Source organism: Veillonella sp. DNF00869 (assembly GCF_001553345.1).
Taxonomy (GTDB): Bacteria; Bacillota; Negativicutes; order Veillonellales; family Veillonellaceae; genus F0422.
On sequence record NZ_KQ960772.1, the window covers coordinates 1 to 15,143 of the forward strand.

Below are 15,143 nucleotides of genomic sequence, written 5' to 3' on the forward strand. Positions count from 1 at the left end.
AGGTTGATACCATGGTATCAACCTTCCTCTATGTTTTATATCTAATATAATGCGTTGTAGCGGGAGCCTTTACTGTCCCTTTCAAGAAATATTACAGAATCATATAATATATCGTCGAAACAGAAAAAGGGCCCCGAAGGACCCTTTTCGTAGGAGTTTATTCGTTTTCATGACCTTTGTGCCACCAAGTAATACCTTTTTGAGTTGGTAAAATAGCGCGGTCGAAGATTGGATCTTCAATACCTTTAGATTTTTGATTCATGTAATCTTTGAGTGCAATGGTTACTAATTTGCCTAAACGCAAGATAGAGGTAATATTGCAAAGCACTAAGAATGCCATAAACAAGTCAGCTAAGTTCCAAACAAGATTTAATTCAGCAATACAACCAACATAGACCATGATGATAACAAGAGCACGGAATAGGTTAATAGCGAATTTGTTATTTTTTGTCATGTGCGCAATATTCACTTCGCCGTAGAAATAGTTGCCGATAATGGAACTGTAGGCAAACATGAATACAAATAATGCGATGACTGCAGGAGCCCAAGAGCCTAATTGGTGTCCAATACTGTGTTGAACAAGGGCAATACCTGTTAGATCTGTGTGCACATATTCGCCAGATACAAGAACGATGAATGCAGAGGCAGTACATACAAACATGGTATCAACGAATACCCCAAGGGACATGATTAAACCTTGTTTTACAGGGTGGTTTACATCAGCAGAAGCAGATGCATTTGGTACAGAACCTTCGCCGGCCTCGTTGGAGAACAAGCCGCGTTTGATACCTTGCATTACAGCAGCACCGATGAAGCCGCCTGTCGCAGAATCAATAGTAAAAGCCTGTGTAAAGATAGCGGAAATCACAGTTGGTAATACAGAAATATTAGAGATGACAATGTATAAGGCAATTAAGAAATATAAACCAGCCATAAAAGGCACTAAAAATTCAGCTGTTTGAGCGATACGTTTTGCACCACCGAAAATAACAAGAGCAGATAAAGCTGCTACGATAAGACCTGTTGTAGAGGCGTCGATATTCCATGGTTGCACAGCGATAGCAATGGTATTTGCTTGTACAGAGTTGTAGATTAAGCCGTATGTAACGCTGATTAAGATGGCAAATAAAATAGATAAGAACGGACTGTTCAAACCATGGCGAATGTAATAGGATGGACCGCCACGGAAGGAGCCATCAGGTAAGCGCTCTTTGTAGATTTGTCCCAATGTGTTTTCGATGAAGCTAGTAGCTGCGCCAAGTAGCGCGATAAACCACATCCAGAATACAGCCCCTGGACCACCTAAGGCAATAGCGATAGCGATACCAGCGATGTTACCAACACCCACGTGAGAGGCCACGCTAATACAGAATGCTTGGAATGGAGAAATGTGATGGTCACCTTTACTTTTTTCTCCTGCACCAGATTTTAAAATACGGAACATTTCTGGTAGTTGTCGTAATTGTACGAATCGTGTGGTTGCTGTAAACCAAACACCGGCAATGATGAGGAGAGCGATGATGATGTTATTCCAGAGGAATCCGTTTACATCGCCCAAGAGTTGAATGATTTGTTCTTGCATAAGGACATCCTTTCTTTTATATGGACATAGCATATTTTCTATAGTATATCATAGGAAGATAGGGAAATGATAGAAAGTTATAGGAATAGGAGAAAAATTGTAAAAAAATATCTATTCATACGGAGGAAAAGGTGTTACAATGAATCGATAAAAGAATGAAGTCGCTTAACTACATCCGAACCCATTCCGTACGGACTAGTTAGGCTAGCGGTTTTGATGACACGGATACTTGAAATGAACTCAAGTGATGTTTGGAAAGGGGATTGATACATGAAAACCACCGCTAAAAAAATGTCTGTATTCCAACTGACATCCATTGTGGCAGCCAATATGTTGGGTGCTGGAATTATTATGCTACCGTCTCAATTAGCACAGGTAGGCACCATTTCTATCCTATCTTGGATAATCACTGTACTAGGCTCCTTAACCTTAGCCTATATTTTTGCCCAATGTGGCTTATTTACGAAAAAGTCTGGTGGTCTAGGAGGCTATGTAGAATATGCCTTTGGTAGGACGGGTCATTTTATGGCGAACTACTCCTATGCAGTATCCTTGGTCATTGCCAATGTAGCTATCGCCATATCCATTGTAGGGTATGGAGCTGTATTGTTTGATGTGCCGCTTTCACCATTAGAAGTAAGTTTAGCAACAATAGGATTGCTCATGGTGGCAGCTCTAGTCAATGTGCGTGGTAACAAGAGCACAGGACGGATTAGCAATATTACGATTTGGGGCACCATGTTGCCGGTCTTATTTATTGGCGTGTTTGGTTGGTTTTGGTTCGATCCAGAGATGTTTGTGTCTGTTTGGAATCCGCAAGAACTACCCGTATTTGATGCGGTCAGTCAGTCCATTTCCCTTACATTGTGGGGGTTTTTAGGCTTTGAATCGGCAGCAGCAAACGCAGATGCTGTGGAAAATCCTAAGAAAAATGTACCGATTGCGACATTTTTTGGCACTTTAGCCGTAGCTGTGGTATATATTGTATCGACAAATATTATGGCAGGGATCATTCCTAACATTGAGTTAGTGAACTCCACTGCTCCATTTGGCCTTGTTTTTGCCTATATGTTTGATGGTACAGCAGGTAAAATCGTAATGGCGCTTATGGCAGTATCCTGCTTTGGGGCCATTATGGGGTGGCAATTTACTTTGAGCCGTGTTTTTAAAAGCTGTGCAGAAGCAGGTTTCTTTCCTAAAGTATTTGCCCGGGTTAATCGCGTAGATTCTCCTGTACGGGGTATTTTTATTTTGTTGGCATTACAAGCTATTTTGGCTTTGATGACCACTGATGAAAGTTTAAATGAACAATTTGCACAACTTGTTAACCTAGCAGTTGTGACAAATGTATTTCCATATATTCTTTGTTGCGTGGCGGTGAACAAGATGCTATCTGTTGAAGGGGCTAGCGTCGGATTACGTCGTCTAATCTATGTGATGAGCGCCGTAGCTATTGCCTATGATAGTTATGCTATTTATGCATGTGGAGCAATTCCTGTACAAGGTGGGGCTTCCGTCATTTTATTTGGCTATGTAGCATACCAGGCAGCATTCCATTGGCGGCCTCGTCTAGTGAAAGCTATTGGTAAAAGCTCTGCTTATTAATAGCAACATACATAGTTTAAAAATGAAGATTTCATGAACTTTGATTTTCTTCATTTTTTCTTCATGAAGATTATTTACAATTGCACATATGATTAATTGTTACAGTATTAAATCTAAAACATTTAATACTGTAATTTTTAATTTAGGAATTATAAACAATTTTATTGATTATTTTATCGTGAAAAAGTAAAGGAAAAGAACATGTTAAAAACAACAGAAAAACAACAAACATTAAAAGCGGCAGTGTTGAGCGCTGTTATGGTTATGAGTGCTATTGGAATGAATGTAGCTGATGCTGCAGTGAATACGCCAGGTACAGGTGATGATAAAGGCATTGCGTATGGTGTTGGTGCCAATGCAAAAGGAATTCAGGCAATTGCTCTTGGTGTAAATGCCCAAAGTACAACTAATAATACAATTGCTATCGGTGAAAATGCCTATGCAGGGGACAAAGAGGGAGATGGTTCTGGTCAATCTGCCATCGCTATTGGTCGTGAAGCAAAAGCGTTAAAAAACCGAGGCGTAGCTATTGGTGATAGCTCTTCTGCAGACTGGTATGGTACAGCATTAGGTTCTCGCTCTGTAGCTGCGGCGAATAGCGTAGCTATCGGCGGTGGTAGCAATGGTTCTCACGCAGAAGCAAGTTTGAAAAACTCTGTAGCTTTAGGTACTTTTGCTAAAACAAAAGAAGGTGTTAACACAACGGAAGCTTCTGTTGAATCCAATGGAACAACATTAAAATTAACTGATTTTGCAGGTACTGTTACTAATGATGCTGGCAATAAAGTAAGTTATGTAGTTTCTGTTGGTGATGAAGGTAAAGAACGTCAAATTCAAAACGTAGCAGCAGGTCAAGTGACAGCTACATCTACAGATGCTGTTAATGGTAGCCAATTACATTCTGTAGCAGCAGCAGTGGCAAATATGGCTGGTTCTGTAAAAGACATCATTGGTGGTGATGCAACAGTAGATGAAACTGGTAAAATTACTGCTACTGATATTGGTGGAACAGGAAAAGCTACTCTTCATGAAGCTATTGAATCTGTAAAAAATACAGCCGATTCCTTGAAAACAGTATTAGGTGGCGAAACTGAAGTAGATAAAGATGGAGCTGTTACTGTTAAAGATCTTGGTGGTACAGGTAAAACAAATGTTAATGATGCCTTAAAAGCTGTAAAAACAGAAGTAAAAGCAGGTACCAATGTGACTGTTGCAGAATCAAAAGGTGCTAATGGTCAACCTGTATACACAGTAGCAGTAAAAGATGATCTTACATTAAATAGTGTAACAATAGGTACTACCAAAGTAGATGGAAGTGGAATCGCTGTTGACGGTAAGCAATTTGTCACAAAAGATGGAATCAATGCAAATAATACAAAGGTTACTAATGTAGCTAATGGAGACGTATCTGCAAATTCTAAAGATGCTATCAATGGTAGCCAATTGCATTCTGTAGCAACTACAGTGGCAAATGTAGCTGATTCTGTAAAAAATACAGCAGACTCTTTAAAAGCAGTATTAGGTAAAGATGCTGTTGTTGTTGGTGAAAATGGCTCTGTTACTGTAAAAGATCTTGGTGGTACAGGTAAAACAAATATTAATGATGCTTTAAAAGCTGTGAAAACAGAAGTAGGAAACATTGAATCTACTATTAATAAAAATTTAGAAGATATCAATACTAATATTACAAATGTCAATAACAAAGTTGATAACATTAACCAAAACATGGGTTCCATGGAAAGTCGCTTGAATTCTCGTATGAACAAAGCAGTAGCTGGTTCTGCAGCGTTAGCAGCATTACATCCATTAGAGTTTGATGGTAATGATACATGGAGTATTGCAGCAGGTTATGGTAATTACCGCAACGGTAATGCATTAGCTTTAGGCGCATTCTATCGTCCAAATGAAGACACTATGGTTAGCCTTGGTGGTACTGTAGGAAATGGTGAAAAATTAGTTAATGTAGGCGTAAGCTTAAAAGTTGGTCAACGTGGACATATCCCTATGACTAAAGTGGCAATGGCAAAAGAAATTGATACATTAAAAGCTCAATTAGAAGCACAAGATCAAAAAATTGCTATGCTTATGAATGCTATGGCTGCAAAATAATTACATATAGTTAAATACTAAAAAAGAAAGTTGATATAATTTTATCGACTTTCTTTTTTTGCGAAAATTAATGTTGTATTTTAATGTTTAATGGACCATAGAAAACCCTATATTAAAGGGTTTTACGGCTTTGCGAAATGAATATTTTAAAACTTGATTTTAAATATCTAGTTATGCTATATTTGAAAAGCAATATACATAATAAAAGTATATGCTAGGTTTGTTGTGATCATGCATTATGCATTTCACATAATACTAATTATAGGTAAAGGACTGACACTTGTGTCAGTCCTTTCCTATTAGCATTATGTAACTCTAAAATTCAAAAATCTAAAAGCTAGTATGTATTGAATTTAACATTCTTTGATAGTTAATTCAGCTGTACAATGTGGACAGCGTGTTGCATCGTCAGCAATAGCTTCACGGCAATAGTCACATTTACGGATTTCCACCGGTGCTTCTGCAGGTGTAAATCGTTTGATTTGGCTGATGATAGCGAAAATACAAAAAGCAATGATAAGGAATTCAAAGACTGTATTTAAGAACATACCATAAGCCAAGACAGGGATACCAGCCGCTTTAGCTTCTGCTAAAGTCGCTGGAGCAGTACCAGTAGTTAAAGGGATGAATAGATTAGAAAAGTCCACTCCGCCTAATAATAATCCGATAGGAGGCATAACCACATCGTTTACTAAAGAAGTAACAATTTTACCGAAAGCGGCGCCAATGATAACGCCGACTGCTAAGTCTACTACATTGCCGCGCATGGCAAAGTCTTTAAAATCTTTCAAAAAGCTCATACTAATCTCCATTTCAAAATTCATACAATAAAAAGTATACCATACATTATAATAGAAATATATCGAAAAAGCTAGATGTAATCATGTACATGAAATAGTTGGATACACGACCTTGTATAGATTGTAAAAAAGCTGTCATACCGTTAGACGTTTAGGTCTAGGGATGACAGCTTTTGTATTAACGATGATGATCAACTTCTTGAATGTTTGCATAGTTCCGATATAATTCATTGGGTAATTTAGTAGTAATAATAGACGCCTTATCAATGGTGGCAAAAGTAACAGATGAAATGCGATCAAATTTAGATGGATCTGCTAAGACAAAGGCATTGTGACATTTATGTAATGCTTTTTCTTTCACAGCAGCATCGAGAGGATCTTCTGTGGTAAAGCCAGATTTATAACTTATACCATGAGCACCAAAGAAGCCTTGTGTAAAGTTATAGGAATCTAATTGATTAAGAGCTACACTACCGACAATAGATGATGAAATAGGATTTACAGTGCCACCTAATAAGATGACTTTCATATGCCGCGATGCTAAATGGGTAGCATGATGAATGCCATTAGTCACAAAGGTAGCATTGGTGTGCGGTACATAATGTAACACCATTTCAGTGGTACTACCAGCATCAATGAAGATAAAACCAGAGGAACTGATTAATTCAGAGGCAGCTAAGGCAATAGATTCTTTTGCATCGCGATACATAACGGATTTCGGGATTATATCTATATCCGTTGTGGTATGGTCAATGGTGAGGCTGGCAGCGCCACCGTGGACCTTTTGCAATAAACCTTTACTGTGGAGATAGGCTAAATCTCTGCGTATTGTAGGCGCTGAAGAAGATAAGGCTGTCACCAATTCGTGTACAGTGACCACCCGGTTTTGTTTCAAGCGTCGTAGAATCGCAGAATAACGTTCTTCAGGAAGCATAGTAAAATCACCTCCAATTTATGATTAACCTAATACTGCTTAGGAAAACGTACCTATTATTTTTCCTATATTCATGGTAATATAAATGGCAAATAAATTATAGTAGCCAATGATGGATTTCATCAAAATGTATAAAAGCAAAGGCTATATTTTGCGATAAATTAATAATCCGCTCTGTGCGGACAGGAATTGTATAATACAGATGAGGAGATATATATGAAAATAACAAAAATGCACGGTTTAGGAAATGATTTTATCGTTTTTTTTGATGATGGTACAGTACAATTTGATGTGACGGACATGGCACAACGTCTATGTGATCGTCATACGGGTATCGGAGCAGATGGTCTGGTCATTGTTATGCCTTCTAAGGTGGCAGATGTGCGTATGCGCATTATCAATTCTGATGGCAGTGAAGCTGAAATGTGTGGCAATGGCATTCGCTGTTTTGCGAAGTATGCCTACGACCGCAAGATCATTGATACAGAAGTGTTTACTGTAGAAACGTTGGCTGGTATTATGACGCCAACGATTATTGCTGAAAACGGTGTGGCTAAATTGGTGAAAGTCAACATGGGTAAACCTACATTTTCTGCGAAAGACATTCCTATGGACATAGAATCAGATAAAGTCATAGACTATACTATTGATGTAGACGGCACATCCTATGTGGTGAGTTCTGTACTGTTAGGGGTACCGCATACAGAAGTATTTGTAGAGGATGTAACAGCAGTTCCATTGACAGTATTAGGGCCGAAGATTGAAAAGCATCCACTTTTTCCAAAAGGAACAAATGTGAACTTTATACAAGTGGTGGACGAGAAAACTGTGAAAGTCCGTACTTGGGAGCGCGGTGCAGGGGCTACATTGGCTTGCGGTACAGGTTCTTGCTCTAGCGCTGTTATGGCTCATGAAAAAGGGTTAACTAGTCGATCTGTAGATGTGGAGTTATACCTAGGTGTTTTACATGTAGATTATGACGAAGATGGCACAGTATATATGACAGGACCTGCTACAGAAGTGTTTAGCTTGGAGTTGGAGGATGTCACTTGCTAGATGGGGACTAGCAATACAATGCGCTTCCAACACAAAAGAGGAAAGTTGATCAAGTGGAGTCAACTTTCCTCTTTTTGTATGAGTTATTATGAATTAGTTTTTAGCTGAACTTTCTTTCCAAACTTTTTCATAAATGCTGTCTGTGTCGTAGCATCTAATTTGTCTACGGTTAGAATTAAGCCGTCTACATTCGGTGTTGGTGTTACAGCTAGGATAGTGCCATGGGGCTCCAATTGACGATACAAGTAAGCGGCATCGGTTTGTAAATTGTCAAAGTCACCTAAGTTATAAGTACCAGTAGTAATGATGTGATTATCTAAGAAGTGTTTGTCTTTAATATAGGCGGTTTCTGCAGTGATAGCTTTCACATCGCTAGAAGATGTAAAGGAAATGACTAATTTACCATCACGCCAGAACATAGCGCCACGATGGTGGAAATCGTAATTCTCGCCAAATGTTTTCTTGATCAGAGCGCGTGCCGTTTCTTCCATTTGTTGTTGCTGAATTGTGCGCTGAATAGCAGTAGCTTCTTTAGAGAAAAGTAAACGATATGTAATTTCTGCAGCTTCACCACGAGTGATATATTTTTCTGGATTGAATAAGCCTTTTGTGCTGTAATTGATGAATCCCCATAAAGCTAGTTCACGTACTGATGATTGAGCCCAAGGAGCGATAAATTTCTGATCACTAAAGTGGATGGTATCGAGAGCTGTTGGGTCTTCAGTACGATATCCTTGGTAGTGTAAAAACTTATCAGCAACCACGGCAAATTCTTGGCGAGACATATATTGTTCTGGACGATACGTATTGTCACCATAACCGCTGATAATATTAGCTCTTGCTACACTTTCAATAGCTAGAGAAGACCAACGGTCGGAAGTGATGTCTGAAAATGAACTAGCTAACATAATAGATGGAGTATCTCCAATCATATTGCTAAATAAAGAGGCAGCTTCCTCACGAGATAGTGGGTCATTGGGTTTGAATGTGCCATTACGATATCCACTCATTAAACCTTCTTTTGTCATTTTAGTAATTGATTCATAAGCCCAAAAGTTACTAGGTACATCAGTAAATCGATATTTTTGTACTCGATCAAAGGTAGAAATCGTATTTGGTTGAGAATATGTAAATGTGTTAGGTGTGGTTACCATAGTGCTTGTAGATAGTGAGTTGCTAGTTTGTGCTTGTAATAATACTACAGGCAATACAGTTAGCAATAGTGCAGAATAAATGCGTTTCATGGTGTGCCTCCGAATTAGGAAACTAAAAATGTTTTACTATATGTATCATACCATATTTGAAAGATTCACTCCATGCGAAAAGAGTGATATTTATCAATGAATTTACTATAGAAAAAATTGAATTATAGAGCGATGGTTATCTCTTTCATGAGTTTTGGTTATAGCACTAGTTTTAAGTAGGAATTAGAGACTGAAAAGACATGTGTGTTTTAATAGAAGATTTGATATGTATTAAAATACATAAAAATTATATAATCCTTGATGCTATAAGGATTGATGAGACTAGGGAAAACGTGTGATTTTTGCTACAAATGAGCTGGTTGATAATGACTAGCAAAATGGTATAAAAATGGCTTCTTGCTAATATTGCAAGTCTTTTGTAATTACAGAAAAATTACTATATAATAAAATCATCGGAAAACTATTTAGAACCTACTGTTCTAATAGTACATAGATGGAAAACGATTGTTGCATTTCGCCAATCAAGTGATAGTAGTTTACTTTAAAGTTGAGGATGTGAAAAAATGAAAATTCATTTATTTCAACAATGTTTGATTGATATGTTCTACCCTCATGTAGGCATGGCAGGTGTAAAGGTTCTTGAAAACCTTGGCTGCGAATTAACAGTTCCTAAAAAGCAAGTGTGCTGTGGTCAGATGTTTGTTAACTCTGGTTACAACGAAGCTGCAAAAGGAGCTATTAAAAATACAATTGAACAATTTGAAAATGCTGACTATGTAGTGAGCATGTCTGGCTCTTGTGCGTTCGCGATTCGCGACGAATATCATCATATTTTGAAAGATGAACCAGAATGGTTAGCACGAGCTGAAAGATTGAGCTCTAAAATTTATGAGTTTACACAATTCATCGTAGACGTATTAGGGGTAACTGATGTGGGTGCTCGCTTTAACGACAAAGTGACATACCATAAATCTTGCCACGTAACACGTTTGATGGGAATCAAAGAACAACCTATGAAACTATTAGCAGGCATTCAAGGTTTAGAATACTTACCATTGCATCGTGCAGAACGTTGCTGTGGATTTGGTGGTACTTTCACAGTAAAAAATCCTGAAATTTCCGCTGTTATGACACGAGAAAAAGCATTAAATATTGCTGATTCTGGTGCTAACATTGTAGCAGGTTCCGACATGGCTTGCTTGATGAATATTGAAGGTATGTTAGATCGACTTTACAAAGAAGGCGAAATTGATCGCCATATCCGCGTAATGCATATTGCGGAATTATTGAATAGTCGATAGGAGGAGTCACCATGAGTAATATTGTGTACGATAAACGCCCGTTTAAGACACGCGTTAATGATGTGCTTGCTAATGACTTCAAAGTAAAAGCCATTCAAACAGCACAGGATGTATTCTATGAAAAACGTAAAGCTGTAGTAGATCAAGTAGCAGAATGGGAAGACTTCCGTAATGAATCTGCTGATTTGCGTGACCATGTATTGGCTAATTTGGATTACTATTTAAACCAATTTGCGGAAAATGCTGAAAAAGCTGGTGCTCATGTGCACTTTGCAGCTGATGATAAAGAAGCAACAGCAATTTGTTTGGAAGTACTTCGTGCCAAAGAAGCAAAAATGGTTGTTAAATCCAAAACCATGGTATCTGAAGAAATCGGATTAAACCATGAATTAATTGAAGCAGGCATCGAAGTAAATGAAACTGACTTGGCAGAATTTATTTTGCAAACAGCAGATTTCGATCCTCCATCTCATATCGTAGTACCTGCATTGCACTTTGAACGTAACCGTATTCGTGATACATTTGCGAAAAAATTAGGTTATGAAGGTACTGAAAATCCAGAAGAAATGACTCGTTTCGTACGTCGCTATATTCGCGATCGTTTCTTGCGTGCAGACGTAGGTTTCACTGGTTGTAACTTCGGTGTAGCTGAAACTGGTACTATTACTATCGTATCTAACGAAGGTAATGGTCGTATGGCAAGCTCCATGCCTAAAACGCAAATTGCATTGATGGGTATGGAACGTTTGGTGCCTGACTTCGCATCTTTGGATGTGATGATGGAAATGTTGATTCGTTCCTCTGTAGGCGCTAAAATTTCCAACTACTTCTCCATGATCACAGGTCCTGCTCGTGAAGGGGAAGCAGACGGTCCAGAAGAATTACACATCATCATCATTGATAACCGTCGTTCTGGTATTTTAGGTGGTGATTTTGAAGAAATGTTACGTTGTATCCGTTGTGGTGCATGTATGAACATTTGCCCTGTATATCGTCATATTACAGGTCATGGTTATGGCTCTATCTATCCAGGTCCAATGGGTGCTGTATTAACTCCACTATTGGTTGGTTATGAAGAAGCTGGCGATCTTCCTTACGCGTCCACATTGTGCGGCGAATGTTGGGAGCATTGCCCAGTTAAGATTCCATTGCATGAATTGTTATTGAAACATCGTCAAGTGATTGCTGATAAATTACAAATGCGTCCAGCTATCGAACGCAGTATCTTCCACACAGTGGCAGGTGTATTTGCGAACTCCTTCCTGTTCGATATGGGTACCAAAATGGGTGCTATCGGCATGAAATTAATGAGTAACAATGGCCATATGGCAGATTGGACAAAAGTATTACCAGTAGTTGGTGGCTGGGTGAAAGCAAAAGATATGGGCTTGCTCAAAATGAGTAAATTCCGTGATGAATATGCAAAACACGTAGCACAAAAGGGAAAGGAGAAATAAAATGGATCAAGCAAAAAAACAAGCCTTTTTAGGTCGCCTATCTCGTGCGTTAGGCCGTGACTCAATTCCTACATCTGTAACTCCTTTTGATTTTTCAAAAGGACCTCAAGAGACAATGTATTCTGACCTTAGCCATGAGCAAGTAGTACAGATGTTTAAAACAGAAGCAGAACGCTTAGGTACTAAACTTATCGAAGTGGATGCTTCTCAAGTAGGTCAGGCATTAGTGGACGAAATTGTGGCTCGTGGGGGCGGTAGTGTTGTGTACCCTAAATCTGCAGAAGTAGAAACATATGGTTTAGAAGCTGCATTCCAACAATTAGGGGAAGACCAAGCTACATTCTATCAATGGGATGCTACGAAAGGTCGTGAAGCGAACATCAATGTGGCGAAGGATTCTAATATTGGTATTACATTCCCAATCTTGGGGATTGCAGAAACAGCAACAGTAATCCAACCAAGTACAGAAGAATCTGGTCGTTCCTTGGGCTTATTGCCTTTAACGCATATTTCTGTATTGCGTGAAGATACAATTCATCCACGTATGACACAAACGATGGCAGAATTAGCGAAAATCTATCGTAATGATCCAGCTAAGTTCCCTACAAATGTGGTTCATATTTCTGGTCCATCTAACACAGCGGATATCGAGTTAGTTCGTGTCGTTGGTGTACATGGTCCGATTAATGTAACTTTCATCTTAGTTAAATAAGAGCTATAGTTCATAAACAATTAGGATATAGGGTAGTTGATAGGTATATCAACTACCCTATATTTTTTGGTTCGAGAGGTTTTTTGTTACCTGTTGGTGACAGCAAGTGTTTCTATACTAAATATGGAGTTATCCGTGTCATAACAGATATCATATTTGACAAAAGACCTTTTTTTTGTATACTTAAAGATAATATATTTACAAGTTTAGTTTGATAGCTATCATAGAATGTAATTGTATGTGGGTTATCTATTATATACTGTGCGTTAGTTATTGCAACATAGTTATAGGAAAGGAATAATGTATGTTATTAGCAGAAGAAAAAGTTGCCACAGCCACAGCGGTAGGCACTGAAAAGGTAGCAGAGCATGTAGAGGAAAGTATTTCCTTTGTTAATCATGTGCAATCCTTATTACTGGAATATTTACCTAGTATTATTTTAGCCATCATCGTGTTGATTATAGGCCGCTATTTAGCTTTATTTGTAAGACGGTTGTCAGTACAATTGATGAGTCGCACTGGTTATGATCAAACCGTGCGCAGCTTTGCGTCTCAAATTATTTACTACACTATTTTGTCCGTAGTCGTGCTGTCAGCTTTGTCCTTAGTGGGATTTCCGACGAATAACTTCTTGGCAGCTTTTGGTGCCTTCGGTATCGCCATTGGTTTAGCGTTGCAAAATAACATGTCCAACTTAGCTTCGGGATTAATTATTTTGGCGTTCAAACCCTTTAAAGCAGGGGATTGGATTTCTGTGAATGGTGTGGAAGGCTCTGTGAAATCTATCCATTTAATTAACACCGCCATTGCGACGAAAGAAAATCGAATTGTCTTCATCCCGAACTCGGCTATTACATCCAATAACTTGATGAACAGCAACTATGAACTAACACGCTATATTACGTTTGTCTTTGGTATTAACTATAATGCGGATCATCATCGGGCCATTGAGATTATCAAAGAAATTCTTGCGAGCACAGGCAAGGTTCATAATATGGATACCTTAGAAATCGGTATCAAAGAATTTGGCGATAGTTCTGTGAACATTGTTGCCTATCCTTTAATTAACGCCAGTGATTTCAGAGAAGTCTATTATGGTGTTATGTCCGATGTGAAAGATCGTTTTGATGCAGAAGGCATCGATATTCCGTATCCTCAACGTGTGGTACATATGGCTAACTAATAGCCTAAGAGAATCCTATTCCGTACCCGCAAGATATAGGTGGGTACGGAATATCCAAGGGCAATGCGATTCCATGCCTATCATGTATAGTGCATATGGTAAATAATACACTAAGACGATGGCATACTTGTTTACGTCGATTCGTACTCAATGAAGAGGAGGCAATCCTATGAATGAAAATATATATGAGTCTATGAAAGCTGCTGTAGCAGAATTGGCTACGACAGCAAAACTGCAAGAAGGTAAACTACTGGTAGTAGGATGTTCCACTAGCGAAGTGAGAGGTGGTCATATTGGTAAGGATTCCTCTCTCTCTGTGGCATCAGATTTGTTTACAGCGTTGTCTGAAGTACAAGATGAATATGGCTTTGACATAGCAATTCAATGTTGTGAACATCTCAATCGGGCCTTGGTAATGGAACATCATGCCGCAGAGGCTAGAGGCTATGAAGAAGTAAATGCTGTGCCTACGCAACATGCAGGAGGCTCCATGGCAACTACAGCCTATGCAACTTGGTCGGATCCTGTGGTGGTAGAGCATGTAAAGGCTGATGCAGGCATCGACATTGGAGATACTTTTATTGGTATGCATCTAAAACATGTGGCAGTGCCTGTGCGATTAAGCGTAAAAGAAATTGGAGCAGCTCATGTAACAGCAGCTCGTGTGCGGCCTAAATTTGTAGGGGGAGATCGAGCGCAGTATAATGAAGCGTTAAAGTAAGAACTGTGAGGTAATTATGGAATTTTATACCTATGCTTATGTGGTGCAACGAGGAGAGTTTACATCTCTGTTGCAATACATTATGACATCTATTTTATTAGTAGCATTGCTAGTAGTAGGTGTAAAAGTTATGTATAATCGTTTTGATACTAAGTTCCGTGACTTGGGCATTATCATTGTATTGGGGCTTGTATTTTTATTAGGATTGCAAGTTAATGATTATACTCGTGATGCTAATAGTGCAGAAGAATCGAGCTATATGGTACAATTCTTAAATAATTTAAGTGAACGTGCCGATGTACCTAAGGATAAGATTCGCGTTAATACATTGCGCGTGCAAGATCGTATGATAGTCAATATCGAGGAAGCCTATTTTGAGGTGACTTTTACTATGAATAAAGATGGCTATTCTTTGCGACCTGTGGAGATGATCAACAGTAATCCTAAGGTGGTAGATGTGAAGAAGGATGGGCAATAA

At 38.7% G+C, this 15,143-nt stretch carries 13 protein-coding genes; 9 read left to right on the forward strand and 4 right to left on the reverse strand.

What is annotated here, in order from left to right; translation table 11 throughout:
- Positions 1 to 157: 157 nt before the first annotated feature.
- Positions 158 to 1,582: an alanine/glycine:cation symporter family protein gene (locus HMPREF3032_RS07010; protein ID WP_009353165.1), complete on the reverse strand. Its 1,425-nt coding sequence runs from the start codon at positions 1,580 to 1,582 to the stop codon at positions 158 to 160.
- A gap of 270 nt (positions 1,583 to 1,852) precedes the next feature.
- Between HMPREF3032_RS07010 and potE the strand changes: the two genes are divergently transcribed.
- Both potE and HMPREF3032_RS07020 read left to right on the forward strand, forming a co-directional pair.
- Positions 1,853 to 3,187 carry a putrescine-ornithine antiporter gene (gene potE, locus HMPREF3032_RS07015; RefSeq protein WP_009353207.1) on the forward strand — a complete coding sequence of 445 codons (1,335 nt, stop codon included), beginning with the start codon at positions 1,853 to 1,855 and terminating at the stop codon, positions 3,185 to 3,187.
- A 201-nt stretch (positions 3,188 to 3,388) separates the two neighbouring features.
- Positions 3,389 to 5,296 carry a YadA-like family protein gene (locus HMPREF3032_RS07020; protein WP_062403502.1) on the forward strand — a complete coding sequence of 636 codons (1,908 nt, stop codon included), beginning with the start codon at positions 3,389 to 3,391 and terminating at the stop codon, positions 5,294 to 5,296.
- 353 nt (positions 5,297 to 5,649) lie between these two features.
- Here HMPREF3032_RS07020 and mscL read toward each other — a convergent pair whose 3' ends face one another.
- Positions 5,650 to 6,096 (reverse strand): large-conductance mechanosensitive channel protein MscL, encoded by a 447-nt coding sequence (mscL, locus tag HMPREF3032_RS07025; protein ID WP_009353215.1) that lies wholly within the window; start codon positions 6,094 to 6,096, stop codon positions 5,650 to 5,652.
- A gap of 178 nt (positions 6,097 to 6,274) precedes the next feature.
- On the reverse strand, positions 6,275 to 7,030 hold the full coding sequence (locus tag HMPREF3032_RS07030) for a DeoR/GlpR family DNA-binding transcription regulator (RefSeq protein WP_009353154.1): 756 nt from the start codon (positions 7,028 to 7,030) through the stop codon (positions 6,275 to 6,277).
- A 216-nt stretch (positions 7,031 to 7,246) separates the two neighbouring features.
- On the opposite strand from HMPREF3032_RS07030, the gene dapF reads away from it, so the two are divergent.
- Positions 7,247 to 8,086, forward strand: a complete 840-nt coding sequence (gene dapF / locus HMPREF3032_RS07035; RefSeq protein ID WP_062403504.1) for a diaminopimelate epimerase — start codon at positions 7,247 to 7,249, stop codon at positions 8,084 to 8,086.
- Between the two features lie 86 nt (positions 8,087 to 8,172).
- Here the strand turns inward: dapF and HMPREF3032_RS07040 are convergent, their stop codons facing one another.
- Positions 8,173 to 9,330, reverse strand: a complete 1,158-nt coding sequence (locus tag HMPREF3032_RS07040; RefSeq protein WP_062403507.1) for an S-layer homology domain-containing protein — start codon at positions 9,328 to 9,330, stop codon at positions 8,173 to 8,175.
- 524 nt (positions 9,331 to 9,854) lie between these two features.
- Between HMPREF3032_RS07040 and HMPREF3032_RS07045 the strand changes: the two genes are divergently transcribed.
- From HMPREF3032_RS07045 to HMPREF3032_RS07070, 6 genes are all read left to right on the forward strand, one after another.
- On the forward strand, positions 9,855 to 10,592 hold the full coding sequence (locus tag HMPREF3032_RS07045) for a (Fe-S)-binding protein (protein ID WP_009353202.1): 738 nt from the start codon (positions 9,855 to 9,857) through the stop codon (positions 10,590 to 10,592).
- Positions 10,593 to 10,603: 11 nt separating this feature from the next.
- Entirely contained in the window at positions 10,604 to 12,049 is a 1,446-nt protein-coding gene (locus HMPREF3032_RS07050; protein ID WP_062403510.1) for a LutB/LldF family L-lactate oxidation iron-sulfur protein, read from the forward strand.
- 1 nt (position 12,050) lies between these two features.
- Positions 12,051 to 12,761, forward strand: a complete 711-nt coding sequence (locus HMPREF3032_RS07055; protein ID WP_009353186.1) for a LutC/YkgG family protein — start codon at positions 12,051 to 12,053, stop codon at positions 12,759 to 12,761.
- A 304-nt stretch (positions 12,762 to 13,065) separates the two neighbouring features.
- Entirely contained in the window at positions 13,066 to 13,944 is an 879-nt protein-coding gene (locus tag HMPREF3032_RS07060) for a mechanosensitive ion channel family protein (RefSeq protein ID WP_062403513.1), read from the forward strand.
- A 169-nt stretch (positions 13,945 to 14,113) separates the two neighbouring features.
- Positions 14,114 to 14,665, forward strand: coding sequence for a TIGR01440 family protein (locus HMPREF3032_RS07065; protein ID WP_062403516.1), 552 nt, complete (start codon positions 14,114 to 14,116; stop codon positions 14,663 to 14,665).
- A 16-nt stretch (positions 14,666 to 14,681) separates the two neighbouring features.
- A complete protein-coding gene (locus HMPREF3032_RS07070) occupies positions 14,682 to 15,143 on the forward strand; it encodes a DUF3290 family protein (protein WP_062403519.1) in 462 nt (153 codons plus the stop codon).

What these genes read in the sequence shown, in the direction of transcription:
- HMPREF3032_RS07010 (WP_009353165.1), bottom strand. Translation starts at nt 1,582, where the DNA reads ATGCAAGAACAAATCATTCAACTCTTGGGCGATGTAAACGGATTCCTC.
- potE (WP_009353207.1), top strand. Translation starts at nt 1,853, where the DNA reads ATGAAAACCACCGCTAAAAAAATGTCTGTATTCCAACTGACATCCATT.
- HMPREF3032_RS07020 (WP_062403502.1), top strand. Translation starts at nt 3,389, where the DNA reads ATGTTAAAAACAACAGAAAAACAACAAACATTAAAAGCGGCAGTGTTG.
- mscL (WP_009353215.1), bottom strand. Translation starts at nt 6,096, where the DNA reads ATGAGCTTTTTGAAAGATTTTAAAGACTTTGCCATGCGCGGCAATGTA.
- HMPREF3032_RS07030 (WP_009353154.1), bottom strand. Translation starts at nt 7,030, where the DNA reads ATGCTTCCTGAAGAACGTTATTCTGCGATTCTACGACGCTTGAAACAA.
- dapF (WP_062403504.1), top strand. Translation starts at nt 7,247, where the DNA reads ATGAAAATAACAAAAATGCACGGTTTAGGAAATGATTTTATCGTTTTT.
- HMPREF3032_RS07040 (WP_062403507.1), bottom strand. Translation starts at nt 9,330, where the DNA reads ATGAAACGCATTTATTCTGCACTATTGCTAACTGTATTGCCTGTAGTA.
- HMPREF3032_RS07045 (WP_009353202.1), top strand. Translation starts at nt 9,855, where the DNA reads ATGAAAATTCATTTATTTCAACAATGTTTGATTGATATGTTCTACCCT.
- HMPREF3032_RS07050 (WP_062403510.1), top strand. Translation starts at nt 10,604, where the DNA reads ATGAGTAATATTGTGTACGATAAACGCCCGTTTAAGACACGCGTTAAT.
- HMPREF3032_RS07055 (WP_009353186.1), top strand. Translation starts at nt 12,051, where the DNA reads ATGGATCAAGCAAAAAAACAAGCCTTTTTAGGTCGCCTATCTCGTGCG.
- HMPREF3032_RS07060 (WP_062403513.1), top strand. Translation starts at nt 13,066, where the DNA reads ATGTTATTAGCAGAAGAAAAAGTTGCCACAGCCACAGCGGTAGGCACT.
- HMPREF3032_RS07065 (WP_062403516.1), top strand. Translation starts at nt 14,114, where the DNA reads ATGAATGAAAATATATATGAGTCTATGAAAGCTGCTGTAGCAGAATTG.
- HMPREF3032_RS07070 (WP_062403519.1), top strand. Translation starts at nt 14,682, where the DNA reads ATGGAATTTTATACCTATGCTTATGTGGTGCAACGAGGAGAGTTTACA.